The sequence below is a fragment of the Streptomyces albicerus genome, assembly GCF_008905045.1.
Lineage (GTDB): Bacteria > Actinomycetota > Actinomycetes > Streptomycetales > Streptomycetaceae > Streptomyces > Streptomyces albicerus.
The window spans coordinates 1-22,311 of sequence record NZ_VWMY01000114.1; the positions used below are offsets into that span (position 1 = coordinate 1).

Genomic DNA, 22,311 nt, shown 5'->3' on the forward strand with positions numbered 1-22,311 from the left:
CCGCAACTACCTGGCATTTCTCGGACTCGCCGCAGCCCTGTGCTGTTACAAGAGACTCGTCCGCCTCACCACGTAGGACACGGTCTTAAGCCCTGCGGGTTCAGTCGGCCAACGGCGTTCCTGCTCCCGGAGCGCCTCGCTGAGCTGGACACGCACGACGCGAGCCCGCCCTACGGTGCGCGTAGTTGTGTTCCTCTTCGCCCTTCAGCAGCGGTCGTCCGAGGCGTTAGGTGCTGGATCAACCGCTAATTGCTGTCGCCAAATTAGTAGGTCAGGACCTACTAAAGAATTGCTAAGCAGCTACTAACCTCGCAGGACCGTCCAGTTCGGCGTGACGCCCGTTCCCTCGTATGCCTCAGAGGCGGGATGGCCCGGAACACTCGACCGCCGGTGGCACCGTGCGCCGTCTCCGGTCACCACGCGACCGGCCATACTCCTAGCGCGGTATAGCGCGGATCCCGCTCTCGGCCTCCGGCACGCTTCCTGCGCGCAGGACGGCGACCAGTGCGCGGGATCGTGCGGCGCCGATGTGCAGGCGCTTGCGAAGTGTCTCCGCAGAGATCGGCCGCCGGTGGGTCTGCCAGTGCCGGGCATCTTCCGCCCGTGCTCGCTCGAGAAGATCACCGCCGCCGTCTCCCCAGATGCCTGGTTCGACTGGTTGGACGCTGCGCAGTCGCCCTCCGGTGGGACAGGAGCTGCCGCGCGGCAATGTCGGCGCGTCGTCAGCGACGGCACGCATACCGTTGATGGCCTGCAGCAGGCCGGGGCCGATCTCGGCCCAACCGATCAGCAGCAGCGGGCCCACGGCGTCGAAGGCCGCCCGCCCGTACGCACCCACGAGCAGCGGTTCGGTGACGTTGAGGGCGAGGGTGATCAGACTGGCCAGGAGCAACAGTCTGCGGGCCGGGCGCAGCGTCTCCGGAGTAGCCCCATAGAGGGTGAGGTAGCGGATCGCCAGCAGCAGCGCCAGGACGGACAGGTCCACGGCGGGTGCGACGAGCGGGGCCACCCAGGCGGATACGCCCAGCCGCAGGGCCAGCGTCCACACGTTGCCGAAGCCGAAGAGGAAGGCCAGGCCCACCACCGCTCCCGCGATCGCGGTGACGGCGCGGAAGGCCAGTTGCTGCTCGCGCACGGTGCCCGGCCGCCCAGGCGGTACTCGGGGTTCAGACATGGTCGCCGACTCCGATCCGCTGGTGGGTTTCCTGGGCGCGTTCGGCGGCGGCACTGGCTCCGTAGCGGCGGGGCATCTCCTGCGAGGTCCAGCCGAGCAGCAGCATCAGGTCGCCGGTGTCGGCGCCGGCACGCTTCCACTCATGAGCGAAGGTGTGCCGCCACCGGTGCGCATGCACCTTGGCCAGCCCGGCCGCGAGGCCCCGCCGCTTGAGCATGATCTTGATGCCGTTGGGGGCCAGCGGTCGGACCCCTCGCTCGGCCAGCCACAGCTCCGGCAGGTCGGCCGCCTTGTGCTTGGCACGGGCCCGCAGATAGCGGCTGACGGCCCGCGCGGTCTTCGGCCCGAACCGCACGCGCCGGTCCTTGCTGCCCTTGCCGTGATAGTGCACCGATTCCGTGGCCAGGTCGATGTCGTCGAGCAGAAGGTTGCCGACCTCGGACAGGCGAGCGCCGGTGTTGCAGTACAGGCGGATGATCGCCTCATCCCGCAGCTGGACGAACTGCTTGCCCCGGCAGGTGCCGAGGACCTTCGTGGTCTCGTCGTCACGGTTGACCGGGACCAGCTTCTGCGGCATCTTCGGCTGCCGGACCCGCTCCATCGGCGACCGGTCGATCTCGCCCTCATCCAGCATCAGCCACTTGAAGAACTGCTGTAGCCCCTTGTGCTTGTTGAGCGCCGTGGATGCCGACCGCGTCTCGATCATCCACGCCTGGAACGCCTCAACATGCGCCCTCGTGACCTCGACCGGATCCTCGGCCGCCGCGTCGGCGTCCGGATCCGGCGAATACTCCCCCAGATAGCGGCCCAACTGCGCGGCCGCCAGCAGATAGTTGTACCGGGTGGTCTCCGGATCGTTCCCCGACCGCAGCGAGCGGTCCCAGTCCCGCAGGGATCCCGACCAGGTCGTCGACAGCCCCGCAGTGATCTTGCCCCGGTCCAGCAGCGGCATCCTCGCAAACCTCCGAGTAAAGGCGCCTATGAGCGGCGTGCTCAACCTCGAAGATCGGAAACGACCCATACGAAAAGGGCCCTCACAGGCTTTCACCTGCGAAGACCCTTCACACTGTCGGGACGACAGGATTTGAACCTGCGACCCCTTGACCCCCGGTCAAGTGGTCACCAGGACCGGACGAAGCTGCACGGCGGGCCCAACCCGGCGGTACAACCTCCGAGCGGCTCGGAAGTCTTCTTCTCCGGGGTGGGTTGTGGGATTGGAACACCAGATTGCCTTCTTCCTCAGGGAGTTGGCGGGAGCGGATGCGCGGCGACGCGTGGCGGCGGCGAAGGGCCTGGGCAGGGTCGGGCGTCGTGAGCACGCCTGGCTGCTGGCCGAGACGGCCGATGACCCGGTGCCCGAGGTGCGCGCGGCCGCGGCTCTCGGGCTCGGTCGGCTGGGAGTGCCGGAGGCGGGCGAGAGAGTGTTGCCGCTTCTGATGGGCGACCCGGATCCGTGGGTACGCCGCAGGGCTTCGGTCGCCGCGATCCGGCTGGAGCTTCACGGCGAGGAGGTCGTACAGGCCTTCGCGGACCTGCTCAACGACCCGGATCGTCACGTCCGTATCAATGCTCTGGTCGGCCTGGCGGCATTGGGGGTTCCCGGCGATGTCGGGGCGCTGGCGCGGCTGCTCGGCGATCCGGACGGCGCCGTGTGGGGACGGGCCCGGAGTCTGCTGTACGTGTTGAGGGACGATCCGGCCGTGAAGGCGGAAGTGATCCGAACGGCCCGGCAGGGCATCGGCGCCGCTCGCGTGGAGGCGCTCGAATTGCTGCCGGGCCGTTGCACCGAGCGGCTGCTCGACTCGCTGCTCGCGGGGCTGCGCGACCCGTACCCCGAGGTACGGATTGCGGTGGCAGGACGGCTGTCCGACATCGAGACGCCCCAGGTGCGTGACGCCCTTGCCGCCGCCCTGGACACCGAACGGGAACCTGCGGTGGCAAGGCGTCTGCTGGGCTTGCTGGAACAGCCGGGCAACCGGCAACTGATCGCGCCGGCACGGCGATGGCTGCGCGACCCCGTGGCCGGCCCGGCCGCCGCCGGCGCATTGGGCGAGGTGGGCACCGGAACCGCCGTGGAGCACCTGCGCGGCGTCATCGCCGACCCGGGGATGCCAGGTGCGACGCGTGCCGCCGCCGCGAAGGCCATCGGCGAGTGCGGGCGATGGGACGCCGTGTGGCTGCTGCTCCCGCTGCTCGACGACCCGGACACCGACGTGCAGGCAGGCGCCGTCGACGGTCTGGGCGAACTCGTCTACAACGGGCTGCGCCTCTGGGAGCGCCGCCCCGTGGCCCGCGCCCTGGTCACCCGACTGACGGCCGATCCCAGCACCGCCTACCGGACCGGCTACGCCCTGATCGGACTTGCGGACGCATTGCCGGCCCTGCGGCACCTGGCCGACAGTGCCCAGTCGGGCGAGGTCCGCGCTGCGGTGCTCCGTCTGCTCGCTCCAGAAGACCTGGACGGCCCCGGTTACGGCGGCGACGTCGGTTACGGGGCCGAGGAGGACGTACGCCGCTTGGTGCGAGGCCTCGACGATCCCGAGGAACCGGTCCGCTACAGCGCAGCGCTCGGACTGAAGCAGTGGGTTGAGGTCGGTTTGGCACCACCACCCCATGACGACGAGCTGCACGACCGGCTGATGACCCTCGCCTGGGACCGGTCCTCGCGGCTGCGACAAGCCTCGGCCGACGCGCTCCAGGCCCTTACTGACGCCTGGACCCACTGACTGTGCCGCTGGGCCACTGGCACTGCCGCACCACGGGACAGACCGGTGCCGAGCCCGGAGCGGGACTCCGCGTCGGGCCGAGCAACACCTGATCCAGATGGCCGGAGTTCACGCCCGCGGAAAAGCACCTGACAAGCCGACGCGAGAGCGATACTGTCGCTCGCGATGACGACTCACTCTGTTGGCAGAATGGGGGTCCCGTCCGCGCAAGGTGAGTGCTGATGCTCACTGACACCGCGTACGAGGATGTCCGCCTATCCTTCTGGCCGCGCGTGCGAGAGTTCGCCGTGCCGCCCTCCATGATCGAGACTGCGACCGCCCGTCGCCATGCCGGGGACTGGGCAGGGGCGTGCGCCGCCGCACGCGTCGACGTCGATCTCGATCTGCGGTCCCTGGCACGCACCCGCGGCCTGGATCTCGCCGCCCAAGTCCGCGCCGATCTCCGCCACTTGGCGCCTGACCTGCTGCGCTGGCACATGCCGAGGATCGCTCCGCGCGGGTTGCTGCGCCCAGGCCTGACGATCGCACTGACGCGGTACGACGCGGCGGAGCGTGACGGCCCGGGCCCGGTGTACCTGGTGGTCCGGACCGCGCCCGCCTGGGCGGATGCCGGCCAGCGCATCAGCCTCGCGCTGTGGGACGGGTCCCATGCCGATGCCGGCACCCGCCGTCATCCGCACCCCCGTCCGAACCGGCGGTTCCGCCTCGATCTGCACCGTCACCTGTGGGACGCGCGCCGGAGCGATGAGCTGCGGGTCCGTTCGGGAGCCGATCGGCCGGCCGGCGACAGCCTTCCCGCGGTGAACCCGGATGTGCTGGCGCTGGTGCCGCGGGACCGGCACTGTGCCGTGGACCGGTGGGCCGCCGAGGCGGGGATCCTGCTCCGTGCCGAGGGGCGGTCCACCGGTGCCGTCACCGTGCGGGTGGGATCCCGGCAGCGGCTGCTTCTGGACCTGGTCGCGGACGGTGAGGACCCGGGGTCGCCCGGGTTCACGCTCTCGGTGGCGTCCACGCAAGGGGTCACTGCCGCGCTGCCGGTCCTGCCCGACGCGTCGACCTGGACGCTGCCCGACCTGGCACTGGTCCGCAGCGGTTCGATCGGGATCGGTCAGCTGCACCCGCTGGTCGCCTCGGCGTTGGCACCGGACCACTCCCCCACCGATCCCTCCCCGGCTCCCGACCGGACTCCCGGCAGGCCAGGGCAACCACACCTCGTGGAGTGCCGTGGAGAGCAACACCGGATCGGCCTGGTCGACGGTGTCCTGTCCCCGCTCGACCACGACCCGGCCGAGATCCGCCGGGAGGAACTCCTGGCCGAGCTGACCGGCACACCACTCCCCTGCCTCCAGACCATCGACACGGCCCACCGCCGTCCGGACTGCCTCACCGGTGTCCAAGAACGCCTCCACCACGGCGACATCGCCGGAGCACTGGCCGTCGTCGAGGGTCTGCTGGGCCCCGACGCACTGCTGCGCGACGGCCCGCTGCGGGACGAACTGGAGGCGGCCGCACGGCGGCGGGTCTTGTACGGGCTCTTCCGGGCGGACCTCGTCGGCCCCGGACCCGGCCGCATCCGCCCGGGTCCTGTTCGCCCCCGTAGCCATCGCTCCCATCCGCGCCACACGACCGGCCGCTGACCCAGGGACATTTCTCCCTGCCCTTTTACTCGCCGCTCCACGAACCCCCAGGTGATCAAACATGCCCACATACAGCCCGTTCGCCGCGCCCAGCGCCCCCTCCGACTCGACGCACATCTCCCAACTGGACATCGCCGGCGACCTGTTGGCCCGCCTGCGCGACACCACCACGGAACCGCGCCCCGACATCCAGCTCGAGGCCCTCACGCTGGCCGTCGCCGCCGACCTGCCCGTCCTCCTGTGGGGTGAGCCGGGAATCGGCAAGACCGCGGCCCTCACCCAGCTCGCCGCGGCCCTGGATCTTCCGCTGACCACCGTCATCGCCAGCGTGCACGAGCCGTCGGACTTCTCCGGGTTGCCCGTCATCGGCGACGATCCCGCGGAACAGGGCGTCCCGATGGCCCCGCCGGACTGGGCCGTGCGACTGGTACGGGCCGGCCGGGGGCTGCTGTTCCTGGACGAGTTGTCCACCGCGCCGCCGGCCGTTCAAGCCGCGCTGCTTCGCCTCGTACTCGAACGGCGCATCGGCGCCCTGCAGTTGCCGCCCGGCGTACGTATCGTGGCCGCCGCCAACCCGCGCTCCTCGGCGGCCGACGGCTGGGAGCTGAGCCCGCCCCTGGCCAACCGGTTCGTCCATCTCCAGTGGACCCACGACCACGACGTGGTGGTCCGCGGCCTCGGTGGGACGTGGCCGCGGGCCACACTGCCGCGGCTGGACCCGGACCGGCTGCCGGAAGCGGTGAGCTTCGCCCGCAGGGCTGTGTGCGAGCTCCTCTCCGCCCGCCCCGGCCTCGTACACCGGCTGCCCAGCAACGAGACGCGTCGGGGCGGCCCTTGGCCGTCACCCCGCAGCTGGGAGATGACCCTGTGCCTGATCGCCTTCGCGACCGCGGCCGGCTCCTCCCGGGAGGTGCTGTCCCTGCTGGTCAGGGCAACGGTGGGAGACGGTCCCGGTCTGGAACTGCTGGCCGGCCTGGACCGGATGGACCTCCCGGACCCCGAACTGCTGCTCGCCGACCCGGCGGCCGCCGCCCTGCCCGAGCGGGGGGATCTGCGCCAGGCCGTGCTCGACGGTGTCGTGGCCGCCGTCCGGGGGCGCCCGGACAAGGCGCGCTGGGACGCCGCGTGGGCACTCCTGGTGCGGGCGCTGGACACCGGAGCCCCGGACCTGGTGGTCGTCCCCGCGACCACGCTCGCCTCGCTGCGCCAGGAGGACTGGGACGTCCCGGCATCGATCGAACGGCTCGCCGGAGCGGTGTCCATCTCCCGGCGGGCAGACCGTGCGGCGGCCCGGGCCGCCGTCACCACGAAGGCGGGCCGATGACCGCGGACGCACCGAGGGCACTGGACCTCGACAAACTCTTCGCCGCCCGCCTGCAGGCGGCCCGGGCCCGGCCCTACTTGGCGACGGCCCTGTTCGCCCTGCACACCGTGGAGTCGCGGTCGGTGCCGACGATGGCCGTCGACCGGCACTGGCGGTGCTACGTCTCACCGGCGTTCGTGGATCGCACGCCGGTGGAGGAACTGGCCGGTGTGTGGGTGCACGAGGTGTCGCACCTGCTGCGCGACCACCACGGGCGCAGCGACCGGGTCGCGAAGGAACGCGGCCTGACGGGGCCCGGAGAACGACTGCGGATGAACATCGCCGCGGACTGCGAGATCAACGACGACGTGTACGGCGACGGGTTGGTCCGGCCCGAAGGCGTCGTCGAACCGGGCACCCTGGGCCTGTCCGAGGGGGAACTCATGGAGGACTACCTGCGGCAGTTCCGGCTCGGGCCCCGCACCCAGAGCCACACCTGGCTGGACTGTGGCAGTGGGGCGGACGGCCTGGAAAGGGAGTGGGAGCTGGGACCGGACGGCGCGCACGGCCTCAGCGCGCAGGAACGGGACGCGGTTCGGTTCCGGGTCGCGCAGGGCATCAAGGGCCGTCCGGGGAACGCCTCCAAGGCGTGGCAGCGGTGGGCGGAGGAGGCGTTCCAACCACCGCAGCCGTGGCGGGAGTTGCTGGGGGCGGCGATCCGTTCGGCGACCTCCGGTTCCGGCGCGGGCGAGGACTACAGCTACGGCCGCCCGTCACGCCGCTCGGCCGGGGTGCCCGGCGTGGTGCTCCCCAGTCTCCGGCGCAGGCCTCCCCGGGTCTCCGTGGTCATCGACACCTCCGGCTCGGTCAGCGACACCGAACTGGGCAGTGCGCTCTGCGAGGTTGCCGCGATCTCCCGTGCCGTGGGCGGCCGCCGGGACCTGGTCTCCGTGCTGCCGTGCGACGCGGCCGCCCGGGTCGTGCATCCGCTGTGCCGCGCCGAGGGGATTCCACTGCTGGGCGGCGGGGGCACGGACCTGCGCACGGGCTTCGCCAAGGCGCTCCGTACCCGGCCGCGGCCGGACGTCATCGTGGTCCTGACCGACGGTCAGACACCCTGGCCGAGCACGAAACCGTCCTGCCGGACGGTGGTGGGCCTGTTCCCTCGGCCGTACGACTCCGGGTCGTGGGACGAGGACGATCCCGAGTACGTCCCCGACACGCCACCCGCGTGGGCTCGCGTCGTGGAGATCGGCGCGACTTCCGCCGTTCGGTGATCCCTCCAGGGCCAGTCGCGGGCCCCGCTTCCTCCCGACTGAGGTGACAACGCATCGTCTTGGTGTCCCAAGTCGCTCGGGCCGGATCCGGCCGACGCAGGACCGGACGGGCCCGGCGAACCAGCAGAGCCTGGAGAGTGCCGGAGCCAACGCCTGGTGCGCAGGGGCTGTTATGCCAGGCGGGCACGGTCCGGCGGGTCCGGCCCGTCGTCTTGGTGTTCAGGCGCTCAAGGTACGTGAGCAGAGGACAAGGCGGTGGCTGTCGGGAGCCGCGACGGTCACTCCGTGCTTGTTCCGGTACGGATTGTGGGCGGCCACGTTGGTACCGCCGGCGGCCAGCAGGCGGCGGAGCAGATCCTCGCTGACGGGCTCTCCCAGGTGGACGACAAGGAGATCGTCGACGGTCGGGGTGGGTTCGAGCGGCTCGGGGTCGTGGGTGAGTTCGAGGTGCCGGACTCCGCCGCGTGGACCGACCATGAGCAGATCGTGTTCACCCGGAGGCGCGCCGGTGGTGTGCCAGAGCACTTCGAGGCCGAGCCCTTCGACGTAGAAGTGCACGGCAGCGGCGAGATTCCGGGACGGTCGTGCGATGCGCATCCGGGCGTCTGTACCGATCGGATGAGGAGCGTCCGGCCGGTCTGCTGCCGGACGCTTCGTGACACCCGGTTCCCGGGCGGTTGCCATGTCCTGTGTCTGCGCGCGGTCCATGCTCACTCGCCGCTGCCGAAGATTGCGGCGGGGTCACCGGTGTACCAGGTGTTGTCGATATGGAGGCGCTGGATGACCCAGGAATCGCCGTGGCGGACGAGGTCGACGGCATAGGGGTTCTTCAGCAGTGCGTGGATGCCGGGGTCGGCGGTGAGCAGGTGCTGGGCCTCGACGAGCGCGGTCAGGCGGGCTGTGTCGCCGTCGATCGTGATGCGCGGGTTGGTGATCTGGTGGGTGGTGTCGACCCGGCCGGTGAACATGCCCAGGATCGTGGTCACGATCGTCTCGCGGCTGACCATCAGCGGGGGTCTGGCGCCCCACTTCGCGGCCGCGGGCCGGAAGTCGAGTTCGGCGTCCTCGGCGAAGGCCGAGGCGAACAGTCTCCTGTCCTTGAGGTCCTGCCCCAAAGCGAAACGGTACAACGCGTCCGTGATCTCCGTGCGGTCCCGCAGTTCCTTGATGACTGCTGCGCCGTCCCGGGCCGGGGCGGACAGGGCGTGGTCGTCGGTGACATACATCGGGTGTGATCTCCCAGTGCGGACTGTGGTGTTCGATCGCTTTCAGCCTCCGCCCGGACGGGTTCCCGATCAACGAGAGCTTGTGCAACGATCGTGAATCCATGCTTAACGATGGAGGTGGCGTGCTGGAGCGGCACGAGGTCGAGGCGTTCCTGACGCTGGCCGAAGAGCTGCACTTCGGCCGCACGGCCGAGCGGTTGCACTTGTCCACGGCCCGGGTCAGCCAGACGATCAGGGCCCTGGAACGACGTGTTGGGGCTCCGCTCTTCAACCGCACGAGCCGGCGGGTGGAGCTGACCGCGATCGGGCGTCAGTTGGAGGAGGACCTGCGGCCCGCATGGGCCCGGATGGCGGCGGCCCTTGAGCGGGCGGTCGACGCCGGGCGGGGCGTCTCCGGCCTGTTGTGCGTCGGCTTCGTCGGCGCGGCCGGAGGGCAACTGCTGGTCGGGGCCACGGAAGTGTTCCGTAGCCTCCGCCCGGACTGCGATGTGCAGATCCGGGAAGCGCAGATGGCCGAGGTCGTACCGTGGCTGCGTGACGCCGAAGCGGACATCGTGCTGGCCGGCTTTCCCGTCCGGGAACCGGATATCGTCATGGGACCGGTACTGGTGAGGGAGTCTCGTTTCCTGGCCCTGCCCGCGGGGCATCGCCTCACCCGTCAGCAGGCCGTGTCCGTCGAGGACTTGGCCAGGATCAGGGTCCTGCGGGTCGGCGGTGCAGTACTGGACTCCTGGCGCGATGCGCACACGCCCCCCACGACACCCGCCGGACGGTCGATCGAGCCCGGCCCGTCGGCCGGGACCTTCCAGGAGGCACTGACCCTCGTCGGCGCCGGCCAGGGCGCATTCACCGTCGGCGCCCATGCCAGGCGCTACTACGCACGCCCCGACGTGGCGTATCTGCCCTTCCATGACGCCCCGCCGGTGGAGTGGGGGCTGCTGTGGCGCGCAGATGCGGAAACTGCCCGCGTGCGAGCCTTCAGCCAGGCCGCGTCCAACCTGGCCCGCAGTCACCACTGAGGCTTTTCGAACCTCATGTGGACGAAACGAGGTGGAGGGCGAGAACGGCCCTGACCAGGCCGGTGATGCGGGTGGTGCTGCACCGCAATGTGCGCAGTGGGCGCCAGGGCTTGAAGGTGGCCATGGCCTGTTCGACGAGCGCGCGGATCTTGGCACCGGTTGACGGCCTGCTGCCCTGCGGACAGCTTCTCCCAGCGGCCACGGTAGGGCACGCGCACAGTGCCGCCGGCGCCTTGGTACGCCTTGTCGGACCAGCACGGGATGCCGGCCTGGGCCAGGGCGTCGATGATGCCGTGGGTGCGGGCCGCCCGGATGTCGTGGACCGCGCCGGGCAGCGCGGGCGAGGCCCACAGCGGGTTTCCGAACAGATCGGCGATCACCTGCACGTTCATCCCATGCCGATGATGCTTGCCGGAGTAGTACGGCCGGTCGGCAGGGATTCGGTCGATGGGCAGCAGCGTCCCGTCGAGGATCACGAACGCTTTGCCCGCGGCCGCATGAAGAGCGGCGGCCAGATTCGGGGCATGGGCCGCGAGGATCTCGACGGCCTCGGCCACGTATCGGTACGCCGCGGTGATCCCGACGCCGACGGCAAGCCGGGCGTAGGTGTGTCCGCACCGCAGGTGCGCCAGCACCAGCAGGGCCTGTCGGCCCGCTGGAAGTCGCCGCCATCGTGTGCCGCTCTCGCCCTGTCGGGCGATCAGCAGGTCGGACACGAACCGCAGGGTCGAGCTGGACAGATCGATCCCCGATGGGCAGACAAGCACACGAAGCTCCGGGCGGACAGGTTGCTCTTGGTCGACAACCCAGCTACCAGGAGCTTCACCTCTTCTTGCACCCCAGCCGCCCGCCAACTCGGCCTGCATTCAACCAGGTTGGAAGGTCCTCACAGTGCCGGCGCGCGCACCGCGGAAGAGCTTGCGGATCACACAGGGCCGGACAAAGAGCCATTCCCTCGGGGCGCAGGCGTTCGCGACCCACCGGGAAGGGATCACAAGACCGTGTAACGAGTTCTATGGCTTGACCGCGATGCGGCCTTCATCCATACGGAGAAGGAGAAGTCGGGCACCCGTCTTCTCCAGGAATTCGTCCACCGCGCACCTCGACCCCTGCCACCAGCCGTAGTCGTCGATAAGGAGGACGCCGCCACTGACCAGCCGCGGGTAAAGCTGCTCCAGTTCGTGGCGCGTTGAGGCGTACCAGTCGGTGTCCAGCCGCAGAATCGAAATCTGCTCGGGGGCCTCGGCGGGAATGGTTTCCTCTACAAGCCCAGGGACGAAATGGACGCGATCGGCGGGGTACGGAACCTGCTGAAAGCCCTCTTTGACGTCTTCCAACGTGGCGACGGCCCAGATGGGGCGGCTCCTGTCCTGTCTGGCAAGCAGATCCGCGGCGGATTCGCCGTCCCGGCGAAGGTCCTTGTCGGTCGGCGCCGGCATGCCCTCGAACGTATCGAAGAGGTACAGGTGCCGCTCGGTGTCGTGCACGCTGAGCAGGGTGCGGGCGGCCGCCTGCATACTGCCACCGCGCCACACTCCGCATTCGACAATGTCACCGGCGATGTCGTGCCGACTGATATAGCGGACGGCCAGGATCAGGGCATTGAGCCGTTCGGGTGAGGTCATCGTGTAGGGAGACACAGCGCGAATGATTTCCTTGGCTGTGTCGTCGTAGTCGGCAGGGAATTTCGGGGCAGCTGCCGGCTCCGACCGATGTGGGGATCGTTGTGGAGATCCGCGCGGGGACCTGTGTGGGGACAATGCAGATCTCGAGCGACGGAGTTCGTGGCCGGTGAGCCGCCTCAGGGCCTCATTGACATTCTTGCGCCATGCCATAAGGGCAACGTATCGAACCTCGAGCCGACGAGCGCGGCAGCCAGGCTGCTCGGCAGAATGATCGCGAGCATGGTGTCCAGTCACGTCTCTGCTGCTGATCGCCCTGCCCGTGGCGCAACACCGCCATTCGGTAGGCGCTCCCGCCCGGAGAGAACGAGCCGGCCTCCGGCGATCGCTCGGGGGCAAGCACATCGACGTGCGGATCGCGCCCACGGGGTGGCCGCCTGCGGACGGCCCGCAAGCAGCAACTCGAGGCCGGGTAACGTCTTGTCACGCCAAACGGAAGCTCACCGGCAGCCGACTCGTGACCTGCGTGGCGCAGAGTGGGACGGAGCGCCGACCGAGGGGAGACAGCCAGATGACGAAGCCGGCGACAGGCGACTTCGATGCCACCCCCAGTGGGGTCGGCGGCAGAGTCGGCCGGTACCGGCTGCTCAGAACCCTCGGCACCGGCGGCATGGGCCGGGTCTGTCTGGCGCGCTCGGAGGGTGGGCGTACGGTCGCGGTCAAGCTCATCAAGCCGGAGCTGGCCGCCGAACCCGAGTTCCGCGAGCGCTTCCGGCTGGAGGTGGCGGCGGCGCGCAGGGTGAGCGACCGCTGGACCGCGCCGGTCCTCGACGCGGACACCGAGGCCCAGACACCGTGGGTGGCCACCGGCTACATAGCGGGGCCCTCCCTCGAACACATCGTCTCGCCCCGCGGGCACGGCCCGCTGCCCGCCCCGTCCGTACGCACCCTCGCCTATGGACTCGCCTGCGCTCTGCTCGACATTCACGGCGCGGGACTGGTCCACCGGGACCTCAAGCCCTCCAACGTCCTGATCACCATCGACGGCCCTCGGGTCATCGACTTCGGTATCGCGCGAGCGCTGGACGCGGTGCCCGGGTCGACCCTGACCCGCTCGGGCAAGCTGGTCGGCTCGCCGGGCTTCATGTCGCCCGAGCAGATCAGGGACGAGCCGGTGGGCCCGGCCGCCGATGTCTTCTGCATGGGTGCGGTGCTGGCGTATGCGGCGACCGGGCAGACGCCGTTCGGCGGTGGCGGTTCCGGTGGCGTGCACGCCGTGATGTTCCGCATCGCGCAGGAGGAGCCGGACCTGACGGGGATCGAGCAGCCGATACGGGCACTGATCGCCGACTGTCTCGCCAAGGATCCGGCGGCCAGGCCCACTCCGGAGGAGGTGGTCGCGCGGGTGCAGCCGGTGGCGACCGGCACCTCGTCGCCGCCGTGGCTGCCTGCCCAGATCATCGCCGAACTGGGGCGCAGTGCGGTCGAGCTGCTCGACACGGATACGCCGCCGCATGCGAGCGCACCGGCAGCCACGGCACCGGTGACCTCCGTACCGTCGCCCGCGCCGACCGCCGCCTCCGCACCGTCGCCCGCCGCTTTCCCCGTGACCTGGGAGGAACCTCCCGCACCGGAGCAGTCGGAACGATCGGAGTGGGGGACGCAGGTCCTGCCGAAGCCGGACCTCAGGTCCGCGGAGCCGGCCATGTCGCCGCGCCCTCGTCGCACAGGCAGAAGCCGGCGGGCCGCGATCGCGCTGGTGGCCGCCGCTGTGGTGGCAGGAGCCGCGTTCGCCGCGTCGGCCGCCGGTCTGCCGCTGCCCTACGGGAGCTCGGACTCCGGCTCCGGTGACGGGGGCGGGGGCGGCCCGAAGTCCGATGTGCCCAAGGAGTTCGTGGGCATCTGGGCGGGCCAGGTCGAGCGGGACGGGACGCCCACCGGTCAGTACCGCCGGTTCGCCGTCTCACCGGGGCAGGTGGGCGAGGTCGTGGCCACCAGCATCAGCCTCGGCAAGGACTACGAGTGCAAGAGCGACGGCAAACTCGCCGCCAAACCGTCCGGCGGCGGCGATACGTCGGTGCGGCTGGACACCAAGGTCGTCAGCAGCGTCCCCGAGGGCACGTGCTCGGCTCTCGGCGAGCATGTCCTCTCCCGGGCCGCCGGTGACTCCCTCCGCTGGGAAGCGGCGGGGCGTACCGCCGAACTGCGCAGGATCGAGGGACCGGAGAAGCTCCCCGAGGAGATGCTCGGCACCTGGCAGCGGCCCCTGGCCGACGGTGGCACGCAGCGGATGACCATCGAGCAGAAGGCGGTGGGCAGCCCGGCCGCCGCTTTGGTATCGGACGGCAGCGCCGACCACTGTGAGGCCGACATGAACCTGGTGTCCACAGGGGAGGCGGACCGTCCGGTACGGTTCGCTCCGCCCGAGGTCGACCGGGCGAAGTCCTCCGGCCCCTGCCGCTTCGGTGGCTCCTCCACCTTGCGCACCGAGGGCGACGCACTCGTGCGTGAGCTGTCCAACGGCCAACGGCTCACGTATACGCGGGTGTGAGAAGCCGCCCGCCCGAGGGAGTCGAGCACGGGCGTAAGCGAGGGAGCAAGGTCAGTGTGCTGGTGCCAGCCGAGCAGCCGACCACCGATGAAACATGGCAGCGCCCCGCCGGCAGCTGACAACCCGCCAGGCCTGTCAGCCGGCGCTGGCTCGCACCGCGGTGACCGCTACCGTGGTGTAAGGCATCGTGAAGCTGCCCCCTATCGCGTGCGGCCTGGGTGCGATCGGCGACGGCGCCCACGCCCAGGGTGAGTGCATCCACCCCGACACCGTGCCCGCCCAGACCGCCCTGGTCGCGGAACTGCTGGGACGACTGGCGGAACCACTCAAGAACTAGGGCGCGTATCGAGTCGTGATCATCGGGTGGTCCTGGTGAGGTCTTTGATCCAGATCATCGAGGCGTGCAGGTGGAGACTGGCGAGGTAGCTGTCGGGAGTCTTGTCGTATCGGGTGTCTCACCGTCCCAGTTCCGGCCTCCTGGTACGTCACGCTCTGGGGCGGGTGAGGCACGTGGAGCCGACGTGAGCCGACCGGTGCACTGATGTCCGGGCGGGGACTCATGGGACATGGCCCGGCACCCGGCTCAGGTTCCGGGGAGGATACGGCGCGTCTCGTAGGCCCACATCGCGATCTCGACCCGGTTGCGGGCGCCGAGTTTGGCCATCAGGCTCGCCAGATGCGTCTTCACCGTGCTGAGGCTGATGCGCAGTGCATCGGCGATCTCGGGGTTGGTCAGCCCGCGGGCGACGGCCAGGAGCACCTGCTCCTCGCGGGCGGTGACGGGGGAGACCGGCTGGGCCGCGGGCCGGCCGGCGGGCAGGTCCGCGAACGCCTGGAGCAGACGGACGGTGACGCTGGGCGCGATGAGCGCCTCACCGTCGGACGCCGAACGTACGGCCTGGGCCAGAAGGTCCGGTCCCGTGTCCTTGAGGAGGAATCCGCGGGCGCCCGCACGCAGTGAGCCGTAGACGTACTCGTCGAGGTCGAACGTGGTAATGACGACCACGACCAGCGGGTCGGCGACGCCCGGGCCGGCGATCAGCCGGGTGGCCTCGAGCCCGTCGATCACGGGCATGCGGATGTCGAACAGACAGACGTCGGGGCGCAGTTCGCGGGCCAGACGTACCGCTTCGTGTCCGTCGGCGGCCTCGCCGACCACCTCGATTCCGGGCTGGGCGTTCAGCATGATCCGCAACCCGGTGCGGATGATCGCCTGGTCGTCAGCGACGAGGACGCGAATGGACACCGCTCTCGCTCCTCGCTCTCGGCAGTTCGGCTTCGACATGCCAGCCCCGGTCGGTACCCGGGCCGGCTCGTAGTGTGCCGCCGAGCAGGGTCGCGCGCTCGCGCAGTCCGGTAAGTCCGTATCCGTCGCGACCCCGGCCGGTGCGCCGGCCGTTGTCGCGCACGCTCACCCGTACCGTGTGCCGTTCCGCGGCGACCCGGACGACGAGCTCGGTCGCGTCGACCGCATGGCGCAGCGCGTTGGTCACCGACTCCTGCACGATCCGGTAGACGGCCGCGTCCACGGCCGGGGGCAGCGAGTCCAGCTCGCCGTCGAGCCCCAGGTCGACCTTGAGGCGATCACCCGGCGTGCGCACCAGGCGCTCCAGATCCGCGACGCCGGCAGGCGGCGCCAGCTCGGCGCCGACCCCGCGGTCGCGCAGCGCGGCGACCATGGCGCGCATTTCCTCCAGCGTGCGCGCCCCTTCCTCCTCGACCCCCTCCAGCGCCTCGACGGCGGCGGACGGGTCGGTGCCCGCGAGCACCCGGCCCGCCTGGGCGGTGATCACCATGGCCGACACGTGGTGGGCCACCGTGTCGTGCAGTTCCCGGGCGAGCTGCTCACGCTCGCGGGAGCGCACCTGCTCCAACTGCCGCTCGCGAGCGGTCACCCGGAACCGCACGGCAGCCCCGACCACGCCGGGCAGCAGCAGGAAGACGAAGCCCACGACCTTTTCGACGACCGGAGCCTCGTACGTGACGACACACAGCGCGCCGACCGCGAGGATCACCGCGCCGCCCAGCACGATCTCGCGTCCCGATCCCCACCGGGGCAGCGCGTACACCAGCACGAGCACGACCGCGCCGGTGTCCAGGCCGACGGGCTCGCGCGGTGCGGCGACGAGCGAGGCCACCTGGAGCAGCATCACCGAGCCGAACGCCAGCGTGACCATCGCCAGCGGGCGGGTCCGGCGCCACAGGGGCAGCAGGCACAGCCATACGGTGAAACCCACCGCCACCGGCCGCCACACGACGTTCTCGCGCAGGGTGGCCTCCAGCACCACACCGCCCAGGCCCGCGGCGAGCAGCGCCCAGTCCCGCCGCACCCGGGCGGGCGCGTCGGGCGGCCGGGGTTCGGTCCACAGGGTTCGCAGGTCGTCTCGCAGCACGGTTCTCAGCGTAGGGACCGCGCCGTGCCGCGCATCGGCCGAAAGGACGGGGCGTCACTCCGACTTGGGGCCGATGGATCCGCGGCCCGCGAGCCGATGCCGAAGAGCGCCGTGGCGACGAGCCTCGGCATCGGCGGCCGTACAAGGACGGCCGACGAGGTGGTTGGAGGACCCGATGCTCTCGAAAGCCCTGTTGCGCCTGGGCGCAAGCGCCGCCCGCCATCCCTGGCGGGTGATCGCGGCATGGCTGGTCGCCGCCACGCTCGCCGTCCTCGCCGCCGTCGCCTTCGGCGGGCGGAATGTGGATTCGATGACCGCTCCAGGACTGGACTCCCAGCGGGCCGCGGAACTGATCGAGCGGGCCGGCACCGGCCAGGAGGGGATGACCGCCCAAGTGGTCGTCACCCCCCTCGACGGCGCTGCGAGGTTCTTCGACCACGGCAGCGCGCGCACCGCTCTCACGCGGCTGCAGACCGAGGTGAAACGGCTGCCGCACGTGCTCGGCACGAGCGACCCGGCGGGGGCACTCGACGCAGGCGGGGACACCGCCGTGCGCGGCGGCCTCGTCTCGGCCGACGGGCGGATCGCGGTCGTCCGGGTGCAGTACCCCGACCAGAGCCGGCTGTCGGCCGAAGACCTCGACGCCCTCGTCGATCTCGGCGACCGGCTGCGCGCCGAACTGCCCCTGCGCATCGAGATGGGCGGGAACCTCTTCTACGCCTTCTCCGACCCCGACGGCGGCGTGAGCGAGTTGATCGGCCTCGTCGCCGCGGCCGCGATCCTGTTCCTGGCGTTCGGTTCGCTCGTCGCCGCCGCGCTGCCGATCGGCATGGCGGTCTTCGGACTGACCGTCGGTGTCGCCACGATGACGGTACTGGCGGGGGTCACGGACGTCCCCACCTTCGCACCGGTCCTGGGCAGCATGGTCGGGCTCGGAGTGGGCATCGACTACGCGCTGTTCGTGCTCGCCAGGCACCGGGAGTACCTCGCGCGCGGGCTCGATCCGCACGAGGCGGCCGGACGAGCGGTGGCCACGGCGGGGCGGCCGGTGGTCTTCGCCGGCGGAACCGTCGTCGTATCGATCCTCGGCATGGCGGTCGCGAACGTGCCGTTCATGACGGTGGGCGGACTTGCCGTCTCGATCGTCGTCCTGACCATGGTGCTCGCGTCGGTGACGCTGCTGCCGGCCTTCATCGGCGCCGCCGGCCCACGCCTGGCCCGGGCCGGCCGGATCGGCCGGGCTCTGCAGACCAGGAAGCTGGGCCGACTCGCACGGCGGCGGGACCCGGCGGCAGGCACCGCCCACGCCGCCGGGTGGCGTCGCTGGATCGGGCACGTCAGCCGGCACCCGGTGCCGTACGCGGTCGGCGCGGCGGGGCTGCTGCTGACGGCGACGCTGCCCGTGCTCGGCCTGCGTGTCGGCCTGCCCGACGACGGCTCACTGCCGCAGAGCCGGACCGAGCGCCGCGCGTACGACCTCGTCGCCGAGGGATTCGGCCCGGGCACCAACGGTCCCCTCGTCATCGCCGCGGACCCCACCGGTGATCCGGGAGTGCTGGACCGACTCGTCGCAACGGTCGCGGCGGATCCGGGCATCGCATCCGTCGCGCCGACGCACATCGATCGGGCCACCGGCATCGCGACCCTCGTGGTGTTCCCGACCACCAGCCCTCAGGACAAGGCCACGGCCGACACCATCGCCCGGCTGCGCACCGACGTGCTGCCCACGGCGATCGGGCACGGCCCGGCCAGGGCCCACGTCGGCGGCGCCGCCGCGAGCCTGTCCGATGTGGGCCAACGCACCAGCCAACGCCTGCCGGTGTTCGTCGCCGCCGTGCTGGCGATGTCGTTCCTGCTGCTGATGCTGGTCTTCCGCTCGATACTCGTACCGCTCAAGGCGGTACTGCTGAATCTGCTGAGCATCGGCGCGGCCTACGGCATCATGGTCGCGGTCTTCCAGTGGGGCTGGGGAGGCGCACTCATCGGGCTGGAAGCGACGGTTCCGATCGTGTCGTTCATCCCGATGTTCCTCTTCGCCATCCTGTTCGGCCTGTCGATGGACTACGAGGTGTTCCTCCTCTCCCGCGTACGCGAGGAGTACCTGCGCACCGGCGACAACGGCACGGCGATCGTTGAGGGCGTCTCGGGCACCGCCCGGATCATCACCTCGGCCGCCCTCATCATGGTGGCGGTCTTCCTGTCCTTCGCCGTCGCCGAGGACCCCTCCATCAAAATGTTCGGGCTCGGCCTGGCCACCGCGATCTTCATCGACGCCACGGTCGTACGCATGGTGCTGGTACCGGCGACCATGACGCTCCTCGGCCGGACCAACTGGTGGCTGCCGAAGTGGCTGGACTGGATGCTTCCCCGCGGCCCGGTCGGCACCGACGACACCGACGCGGAATCCACGGGTGAGGCCCCGCGTCCACGACTGGTTGACCGTTGACTCAACTCCTGCCCGCCCTTGGCGTCCGGCACCTCAGCGCGACACCTAGGGGCATATCGAGTCGTGATCATCGGGTGGTCCTGGTGAGGTCCTTGATCCAGATCATCGAGGCGCGCAGGTGGAGACCGGCGAGGTAGCTGTCGGGAGTCTTGTCGTATCGGGTGGCGATGCCTCGCCATGCTTTGAGCTTGTTGATCAGGCGTTCGACGGTGTTCCGCTCCTTGTAGAGATCGGCGTCGTGGCTGACGGGTCGGCCACCTCTGGAGCCCTTCTTCTTCCGGTTGGCGGCCTGGTCCTTCTTCTCCGGGATGACCGCCTTGATACGGCGTTTGCACAGGTGGGCGCGGTTTCCGCGGGACGAGTACGCCTAATGGGACCCGAAGGCCGGTACCTGGGCCCGATCAAAGGTTGGGGCCACGCCGCCCTTCAGGGCGCGGAGCGAACCTTTGAGTACGCCCGGATGATCGAGTCCTATTGATAAGACGAGGTCGGCTCCGCGCCCGTCCATCTCGTTCAAGGTGAGGCAGAGGAGCGTCGGCGAGCGCGCCCGAGCGGTATCGCTGGTGAAGGTTCGGGGCACCTTCCGTCACCGCACTTCTTGCCCATCTGCAACACGGTTCGCTGTTCGCAGTTCGAGCTGGTCATGCGGATCACCTCTCACATTGCCTGAGTCTCAGCTCTGAAGCAGACCGAGGGCCGCACGGCTTGCTGGGGTTGCGAACGGCTGGTGGGATGACGTGCCTTGAGCACTTCCATTAGGGAGCACGCGCACCCTGCACAGGCTCTGAACTGGGAGAGAGCTACAGCAAAGGAGTGCCACATGGAGGTCACCGCGTTACCGGCGCCTGTGTTCTGCGGGGTGGACTGGGCCGAAGATCACCACGACATCGCGCTGCTCGACGTCGGCGGAAAGCAGCTCGCCAAGCAGCGGATCAACGACGATGCAGAGGGATTCGCTCAGTTCGCCGCCCTGCTGAGCGAACATGGCGACCGCGCGGACGCCCCGATCCCCGTCGCGATCGAGACCTCCCGCGGGCTTCTCGTCGCCTGTCTGCGGGCCACCGGCCGGCCGGTCTACGCGATCAACCCGTTGGCGGTCGCCCGCTACCGCGACCGCCACTCCGTGGCCCGGAAGAAGTCCGACGCCATCGACGCCGCGGCGCTGGCGAACATCCTGCGGACCGACATGCCAGCCCACCGGCCGCTGCCCGCAGACTCCGAACTCGTACAGGCCATAGCCGTGCTCGCCCGCGCACAGCAGGACGCCGTCTGGGACCGAGGCCAGGCCCACAACAAGCTCCGCTCCCAACTTCGGGAGTTCTATCCCGCGATCCTAGACGCGTCTGCCGAGCACAAGCACGGCCTGTGCTCACGAGAGGCCCGCGCGATCCTCGCTGCGGCCCCGACACCGACCATGGCCGCAAGGCTCACCCGACGCCGGTTAGAGTCCCTGCTCAAACAAGCTGGCCGAGTACGTGGCGTCCAGGCCGCAGCCGAAAGGCTCCACGGAGTCTTCCAGCGCAACTACCTCCACCAGCTCCCGCAGGTCGAAGCAGCTCTTGGACAGCAGACGTCCGCTCTGGTCAGGCAGCTCAACACCGCTTGCCTCAACGCGGATCAACTCGAGGAAGCCACGACTGAGGCATTCGAAGAGCATCCGGATGCACCGATCATTCGCGGCTTTCCAGGTCTCGGATCCTTAACCGGAGCCCGAGTTCTCGCAGAGATTGGCGACGACCGGACTCGGTTCGCGAGCGCCAACTCCCTCAAGGCATACGCCGGAAGTGCCCCGGTCACCCGGGCCAGCGGCAAGAGCTGCACGGTCATGAGTCGGAAGATCAAGAATCAGAGACTGGCAGCTGTCGGCTACTTGTGGGCCTTCGTCTCCCTCACTAAATCGCCAGACGCCAGAGCCCACTACGACCGCCGCAGGGAGGCTGGCGACCGCCATGTCGCGGCCCAGCGGAACCTGTTCAACCGCTTCATGGGCATGCTGTTCCACTGCCTCCAGCACGGCCAGCTCTACGACGAAACGAAGGCGTTTCCCATCCAGTCACTGGAAGATCAGTCCACCATTGCGGCTTGACGCTTATCCGCGTGGGATGTCTTGTCCCCGGCGACCGCGTCCGGCCGGATGCGGGGTCGGCCGACGGGCCCGCGTACCCGTACCTTCTTCAGGACGGGGATGAACTGCGGGCTGTCCGCTGCCTGGCCTGTGGTCAGGATGAACGCCAGCGGGCGGCACTTGCGGTCGGCGGCGAGGTGGACCTTGCTGGTCTGCCCGCCTCTGGAACGTCCGAGGAGGGCGGCCTTCAGCCGGAGTTTCCGCCGACGCCGGATGCGTCGTCGTTCTTCCAGCGCGGGATCACTTTCGGTCTCTTGCCCGTTTTGCTCTTCGAGGCCGCGGCTTTCTCCAGGGCGGTGACGACGTCCTCGTCGAGGTGCATCCCGGCCGCGTCGTGGTGGGCTCGGGCGGTGGTGGAGTCGATGCTGACCAGGGACAGGTCCACTTCACCCCGCTTCGCGGCTTCCGTGATCAGGCCCTCCAGCAGGGCCTCGAAGACGCCGGCGTCACGCCACTGCCGGAAGCGGTTGTGGACGGTCGACCAGGCGCCGAACTCCATCGGCATCTCCCGCCACTGCCCGCCCGTCCTGAACCGCCAGATCACGCCCTCGAACTGCTGCCGCAGTCGCTCGGGGTACGGGCCGTACTCGCCGATCGGCAGGTACGGCTCGATGAACTCCCAATCCGGATCGGTCAGTTGCACTCGCGTCACGTAAGACCGTCTATCGGACCGGACCGTGCCACGAAGGCACATCCCGCAAATTGATCACGACTCGATACGCGCCCTAGTACTGCAACGGTCCTTGTTCTGACTGCTGGGCAGGTGTCATGGGCTGTGTCCGCGTCGTTTGTAGTGGCTGATGCGGGCTTGG

General features: G+C 69.9%; 15 protein-coding genes, 1 tRNA gene and 4 pseudogenes. 9 read left to right on the top strand and 11 right to left on the bottom strand.

Going from position 1 to position 22,311, the window contains the following annotated elements; translation table 11 throughout:
- Positions 1-436: 436 nt before the first annotated feature.
- The 3 genes from GAS53_RS50910 to GAS53_RS50920 form a co-directional block, all read right to left on the bottom strand.
- Positions 437-1,174: a SpdA protein gene (locus GAS53_RS50910; RefSeq protein WP_225859632.1), complete on the bottom strand. Its 738-nt coding sequence runs from the start codon at positions 1,172-1,174 to the stop codon at positions 437-439.
- Positions 1,167-2,126 (bottom strand): tyrosine-type recombinase/integrase, encoded by a 960-nt coding sequence (locus tag GAS53_RS50915; RefSeq protein ID WP_151484654.1) that lies wholly within the window; start codon positions 2,124-2,126, stop codon positions 1,167-1,169. The genes GAS53_RS50910 and GAS53_RS50915 overlap by 8 nt, the downstream gene beginning before the upstream one ends.
- Positions 2,127-2,243: 117 nt before the next feature.
- Positions 2,244-2,333: transfer RNA gene (locus tag GAS53_RS50920), tRNA-Pro, on the bottom strand.
- Positions 2,334-2,388: 55 nt separating this feature from the next.
- Here GAS53_RS50920 and GAS53_RS50925 point away from each other — a divergent pair.
- The 4 genes from GAS53_RS50925 to GAS53_RS50940 all read left to right on the top strand — a co-directional run bounded on the left by GAS53_RS50925 (position 2,389) and on the right by GAS53_RS50940 (position 8,117).
- On the top strand, positions 2,389-3,900 hold the full coding sequence (locus GAS53_RS50925; protein WP_192583666.1) for a HEAT repeat domain-containing protein: 1,512 nt from the start codon (positions 2,389-2,391) through the stop codon (positions 3,898-3,900).
- A gap of 221 nt (positions 3,901-4,121) precedes the next feature.
- The gene (locus tag GAS53_RS50930) at positions 4,122-5,537 is read left to right on the top strand and encodes a hypothetical protein (protein WP_151484656.1); all 1,416 of its coding nucleotides are present in this window, start codon (positions 4,122-4,124) and stop codon (positions 5,535-5,537) included.
- A 61-nt stretch (positions 5,538-5,598) separates the two neighbouring features.
- Positions 5,599-6,861: an AAA family ATPase gene (locus GAS53_RS50935; RefSeq protein ID WP_151484657.1), complete on the top strand. Its 1,263-nt coding sequence runs from the start codon at positions 5,599-5,601 to the stop codon at positions 6,859-6,861.
- Positions 6,858-8,117: a vWA domain-containing protein gene (locus tag GAS53_RS50940; RefSeq protein ID WP_151484658.1), complete on the top strand. Its 1,260-nt coding sequence runs from the start codon at positions 6,858-6,860 to the stop codon at positions 8,115-8,117. The genes GAS53_RS50935 and GAS53_RS50940 overlap by 4 nt, the downstream gene beginning before the upstream one ends.
- A 219-nt stretch (positions 8,118-8,336) precedes the next feature.
- On the opposite strand, the gene GAS53_RS50945 is transcribed toward GAS53_RS50940, so the two are convergent.
- Together GAS53_RS50945 and GAS53_RS50950 are read right to left on the bottom strand one after the other, a co-directional pair.
- A complete protein-coding gene (locus tag GAS53_RS50945; RefSeq protein ID WP_225859633.1) occupies positions 8,337-8,714 on the bottom strand; it encodes a VOC family protein in 378 nt (125 codons plus the stop codon).
- A 113-nt stretch (positions 8,715-8,827) separates the two neighbouring features.
- Positions 8,828-9,343 carry a nuclear transport factor 2 family protein gene (locus GAS53_RS50950; protein WP_151484660.1) on the bottom strand — a complete coding sequence of 172 codons (516 nt, stop codon included), beginning with the start codon at positions 9,341-9,343 and terminating at the stop codon, positions 8,828-8,830.
- Positions 9,344-9,444: 101 nt separating this feature from the next.
- On the opposite strand from GAS53_RS50950, the gene GAS53_RS50955 reads away from it, so the two are divergent.
- Complete coding sequence (locus tag GAS53_RS50955) at positions 9,445-10,362, top strand: LysR family transcriptional regulator (RefSeq protein ID WP_225859634.1); 918 nt, start codon at positions 9,445-9,447, stop codon at positions 10,360-10,362.
- Positions 10,363-10,375: 13 nt separating this feature from the next.
- On the opposite strand, the pseudogene GAS53_RS50960 reads toward GAS53_RS50955, so the two are convergent.
- Positions 10,376-11,129 (bottom strand): annotated as a pseudogene (locus GAS53_RS50960) (transposase family protein).
- Positions 11,130-11,375: 246 nt separating this feature from the next.
- Positions 11,376-12,197: a TylF/MycF/NovP-related O-methyltransferase gene (locus tag GAS53_RS50965; RefSeq protein ID WP_151484661.1), complete on the bottom strand. Its 822-nt coding sequence runs from the start codon at positions 12,195-12,197 to the stop codon at positions 11,376-11,378.
- Positions 12,198-12,555: 358 nt separating this feature from the next.
- Here GAS53_RS50965 and GAS53_RS50970 point away from each other — a divergent pair, with 358 nt between their 5' ends.
- Both GAS53_RS50970 and GAS53_RS50975 read left to right on the top strand, forming a co-directional pair.
- Positions 12,556-14,535: a serine/threonine-protein kinase gene (locus tag GAS53_RS50970; protein WP_151484662.1), complete on the top strand. Its 1,980-nt coding sequence runs from the start codon at positions 12,556-12,558 to the stop codon at positions 14,533-14,535.
- Positions 14,536-14,734: 199 nt separating this feature from the next.
- Positions 14,735-14,872 (top strand): annotated as a pseudogene (locus tag GAS53_RS50975) (M20 family peptidase); the annotation flags it as partial.
- A gap of 246 nt (positions 14,873-15,118) precedes the next feature.
- On the opposite strand, the gene GAS53_RS50980 reads toward GAS53_RS50975, so the two are convergent.
- Both GAS53_RS50980 and GAS53_RS50985 read right to left on the bottom strand, forming a co-directional pair.
- Positions 15,119-15,781, bottom strand: coding sequence for a response regulator (locus GAS53_RS50980; RefSeq protein ID WP_151484663.1), 663 nt, complete (start codon positions 15,779-15,781; stop codon positions 15,119-15,121).
- Positions 15,756-16,928, bottom strand: a complete 1,173-nt coding sequence (locus GAS53_RS50985) for a sensor histidine kinase (protein WP_151484664.1) — start codon at positions 16,926-16,928, stop codon at positions 15,756-15,758. Before GAS53_RS50985 ends, GAS53_RS50980 begins: the two co-directional genes overlap by 26 nt.
- Positions 16,929-17,103: 175 nt before the next feature.
- Between GAS53_RS50985 and GAS53_RS50990 the strand changes: the two genes are divergently transcribed.
- On the top strand, positions 17,104-19,374 hold the full coding sequence (locus GAS53_RS50990; RefSeq protein WP_151484665.1) for an MMPL family transporter: 2,271 nt from the start codon (positions 17,104-17,106) through the stop codon (positions 19,372-19,374).
- A 67-nt stretch (positions 19,375-19,441) separates the two neighbouring features.
- On the opposite strand, the pseudogene GAS53_RS50995 reads toward GAS53_RS50990, so the two are convergent.
- Positions 19,442-19,741, bottom strand: a pseudogene (locus GAS53_RS50995) (transposase); the annotation flags it as partial.
- A gap of 453 nt (positions 19,742-20,194) precedes the next feature.
- On the opposite strand from GAS53_RS50995, the gene GAS53_RS51000 reads away from it, so the two are divergent.
- Positions 20,195-21,460: an IS110 family RNA-guided transposase gene (locus GAS53_RS51000; protein ID WP_151484666.1), complete on the top strand. Its 1,266-nt coding sequence runs from the start codon at positions 20,195-20,197 to the stop codon at positions 21,458-21,460.
- A gap of 20 nt (positions 21,461-21,480) precedes the next feature.
- On the opposite strand, the pseudogene GAS53_RS51005 reads toward GAS53_RS51000, so the two are convergent.
- Positions 21,481-22,151: pseudogene (locus GAS53_RS51005) on the bottom strand (IS5 family transposase); the annotation flags it as partial.
- Between the last annotated feature and the right edge of the window lie 160 nt (positions 22,152-22,311).

Bases quoted from the DNA above. Each gene is read 5' to 3' on its own strand.
- GAS53_RS50910 (WP_225859632.1), bottom strand. From the start codon at position 1,174: ATGTCTGAACCCCGAGTACCGCCTGGGCGGCCGGGCACCGTGCGCGAG.
- GAS53_RS50965 (WP_151484661.1), bottom strand. From the start codon at position 12,197: ATGGCATGGCGCAAGAATGTCAATGAGGCCCTGAGGCGGCTCACCGGC.
- GAS53_RS50945 (WP_225859633.1), bottom strand. From the start codon at position 8,714: ATGCGCATCGCACGACCGTCCCGGAATCTCGCCGCTGCCGTGCACTTC.
- GAS53_RS50915 (WP_151484654.1), bottom strand. From the start codon at position 2,126: ATGCCGCTGCTGGACCGGGGCAAGATCACTGCGGGGCTGTCGACGACC.
- GAS53_RS50940 (WP_151484658.1), top strand. From the start codon at position 6,858: ATGACCGCGGACGCACCGAGGGCACTGGACCTCGACAAACTCTTCGCC.
- GAS53_RS50990 (WP_151484665.1), top strand. From the start codon at position 17,104: ATGCTCTCGAAAGCCCTGTTGCGCCTGGGCGCAAGCGCCGCCCGCCAT.
- GAS53_RS50955 (WP_225859634.1), top strand. From the start codon at position 9,445: ATGCTTAACGATGGAGGTGGCGTGCTGGAGCGGCACGAGGTCGAGGCG.
- GAS53_RS50950 (WP_151484660.1), bottom strand. From the start codon at position 9,343: ATGTATGTCACCGACGACCACGCCCTGTCCGCCCCGGCCCGGGACGGC.
- GAS53_RS50930 (WP_151484656.1), top strand. From the start codon at position 4,122: ATGCTCACTGACACCGCGTACGAGGATGTCCGCCTATCCTTCTGGCCG.
- GAS53_RS50970 (WP_151484662.1), top strand. From the start codon at position 12,556: ATGACGAAGCCGGCGACAGGCGACTTCGATGCCACCCCCAGTGGGGTC.
- GAS53_RS51000 (WP_151484666.1), top strand. From the start codon at position 20,195: ATGGAGGTCACCGCGTTACCGGCGCCTGTGTTCTGCGGGGTGGACTGG.
- GAS53_RS50935 (WP_151484657.1), top strand. From the start codon at position 5,599: ATGCCCACATACAGCCCGTTCGCCGCGCCCAGCGCCCCCTCCGACTCG.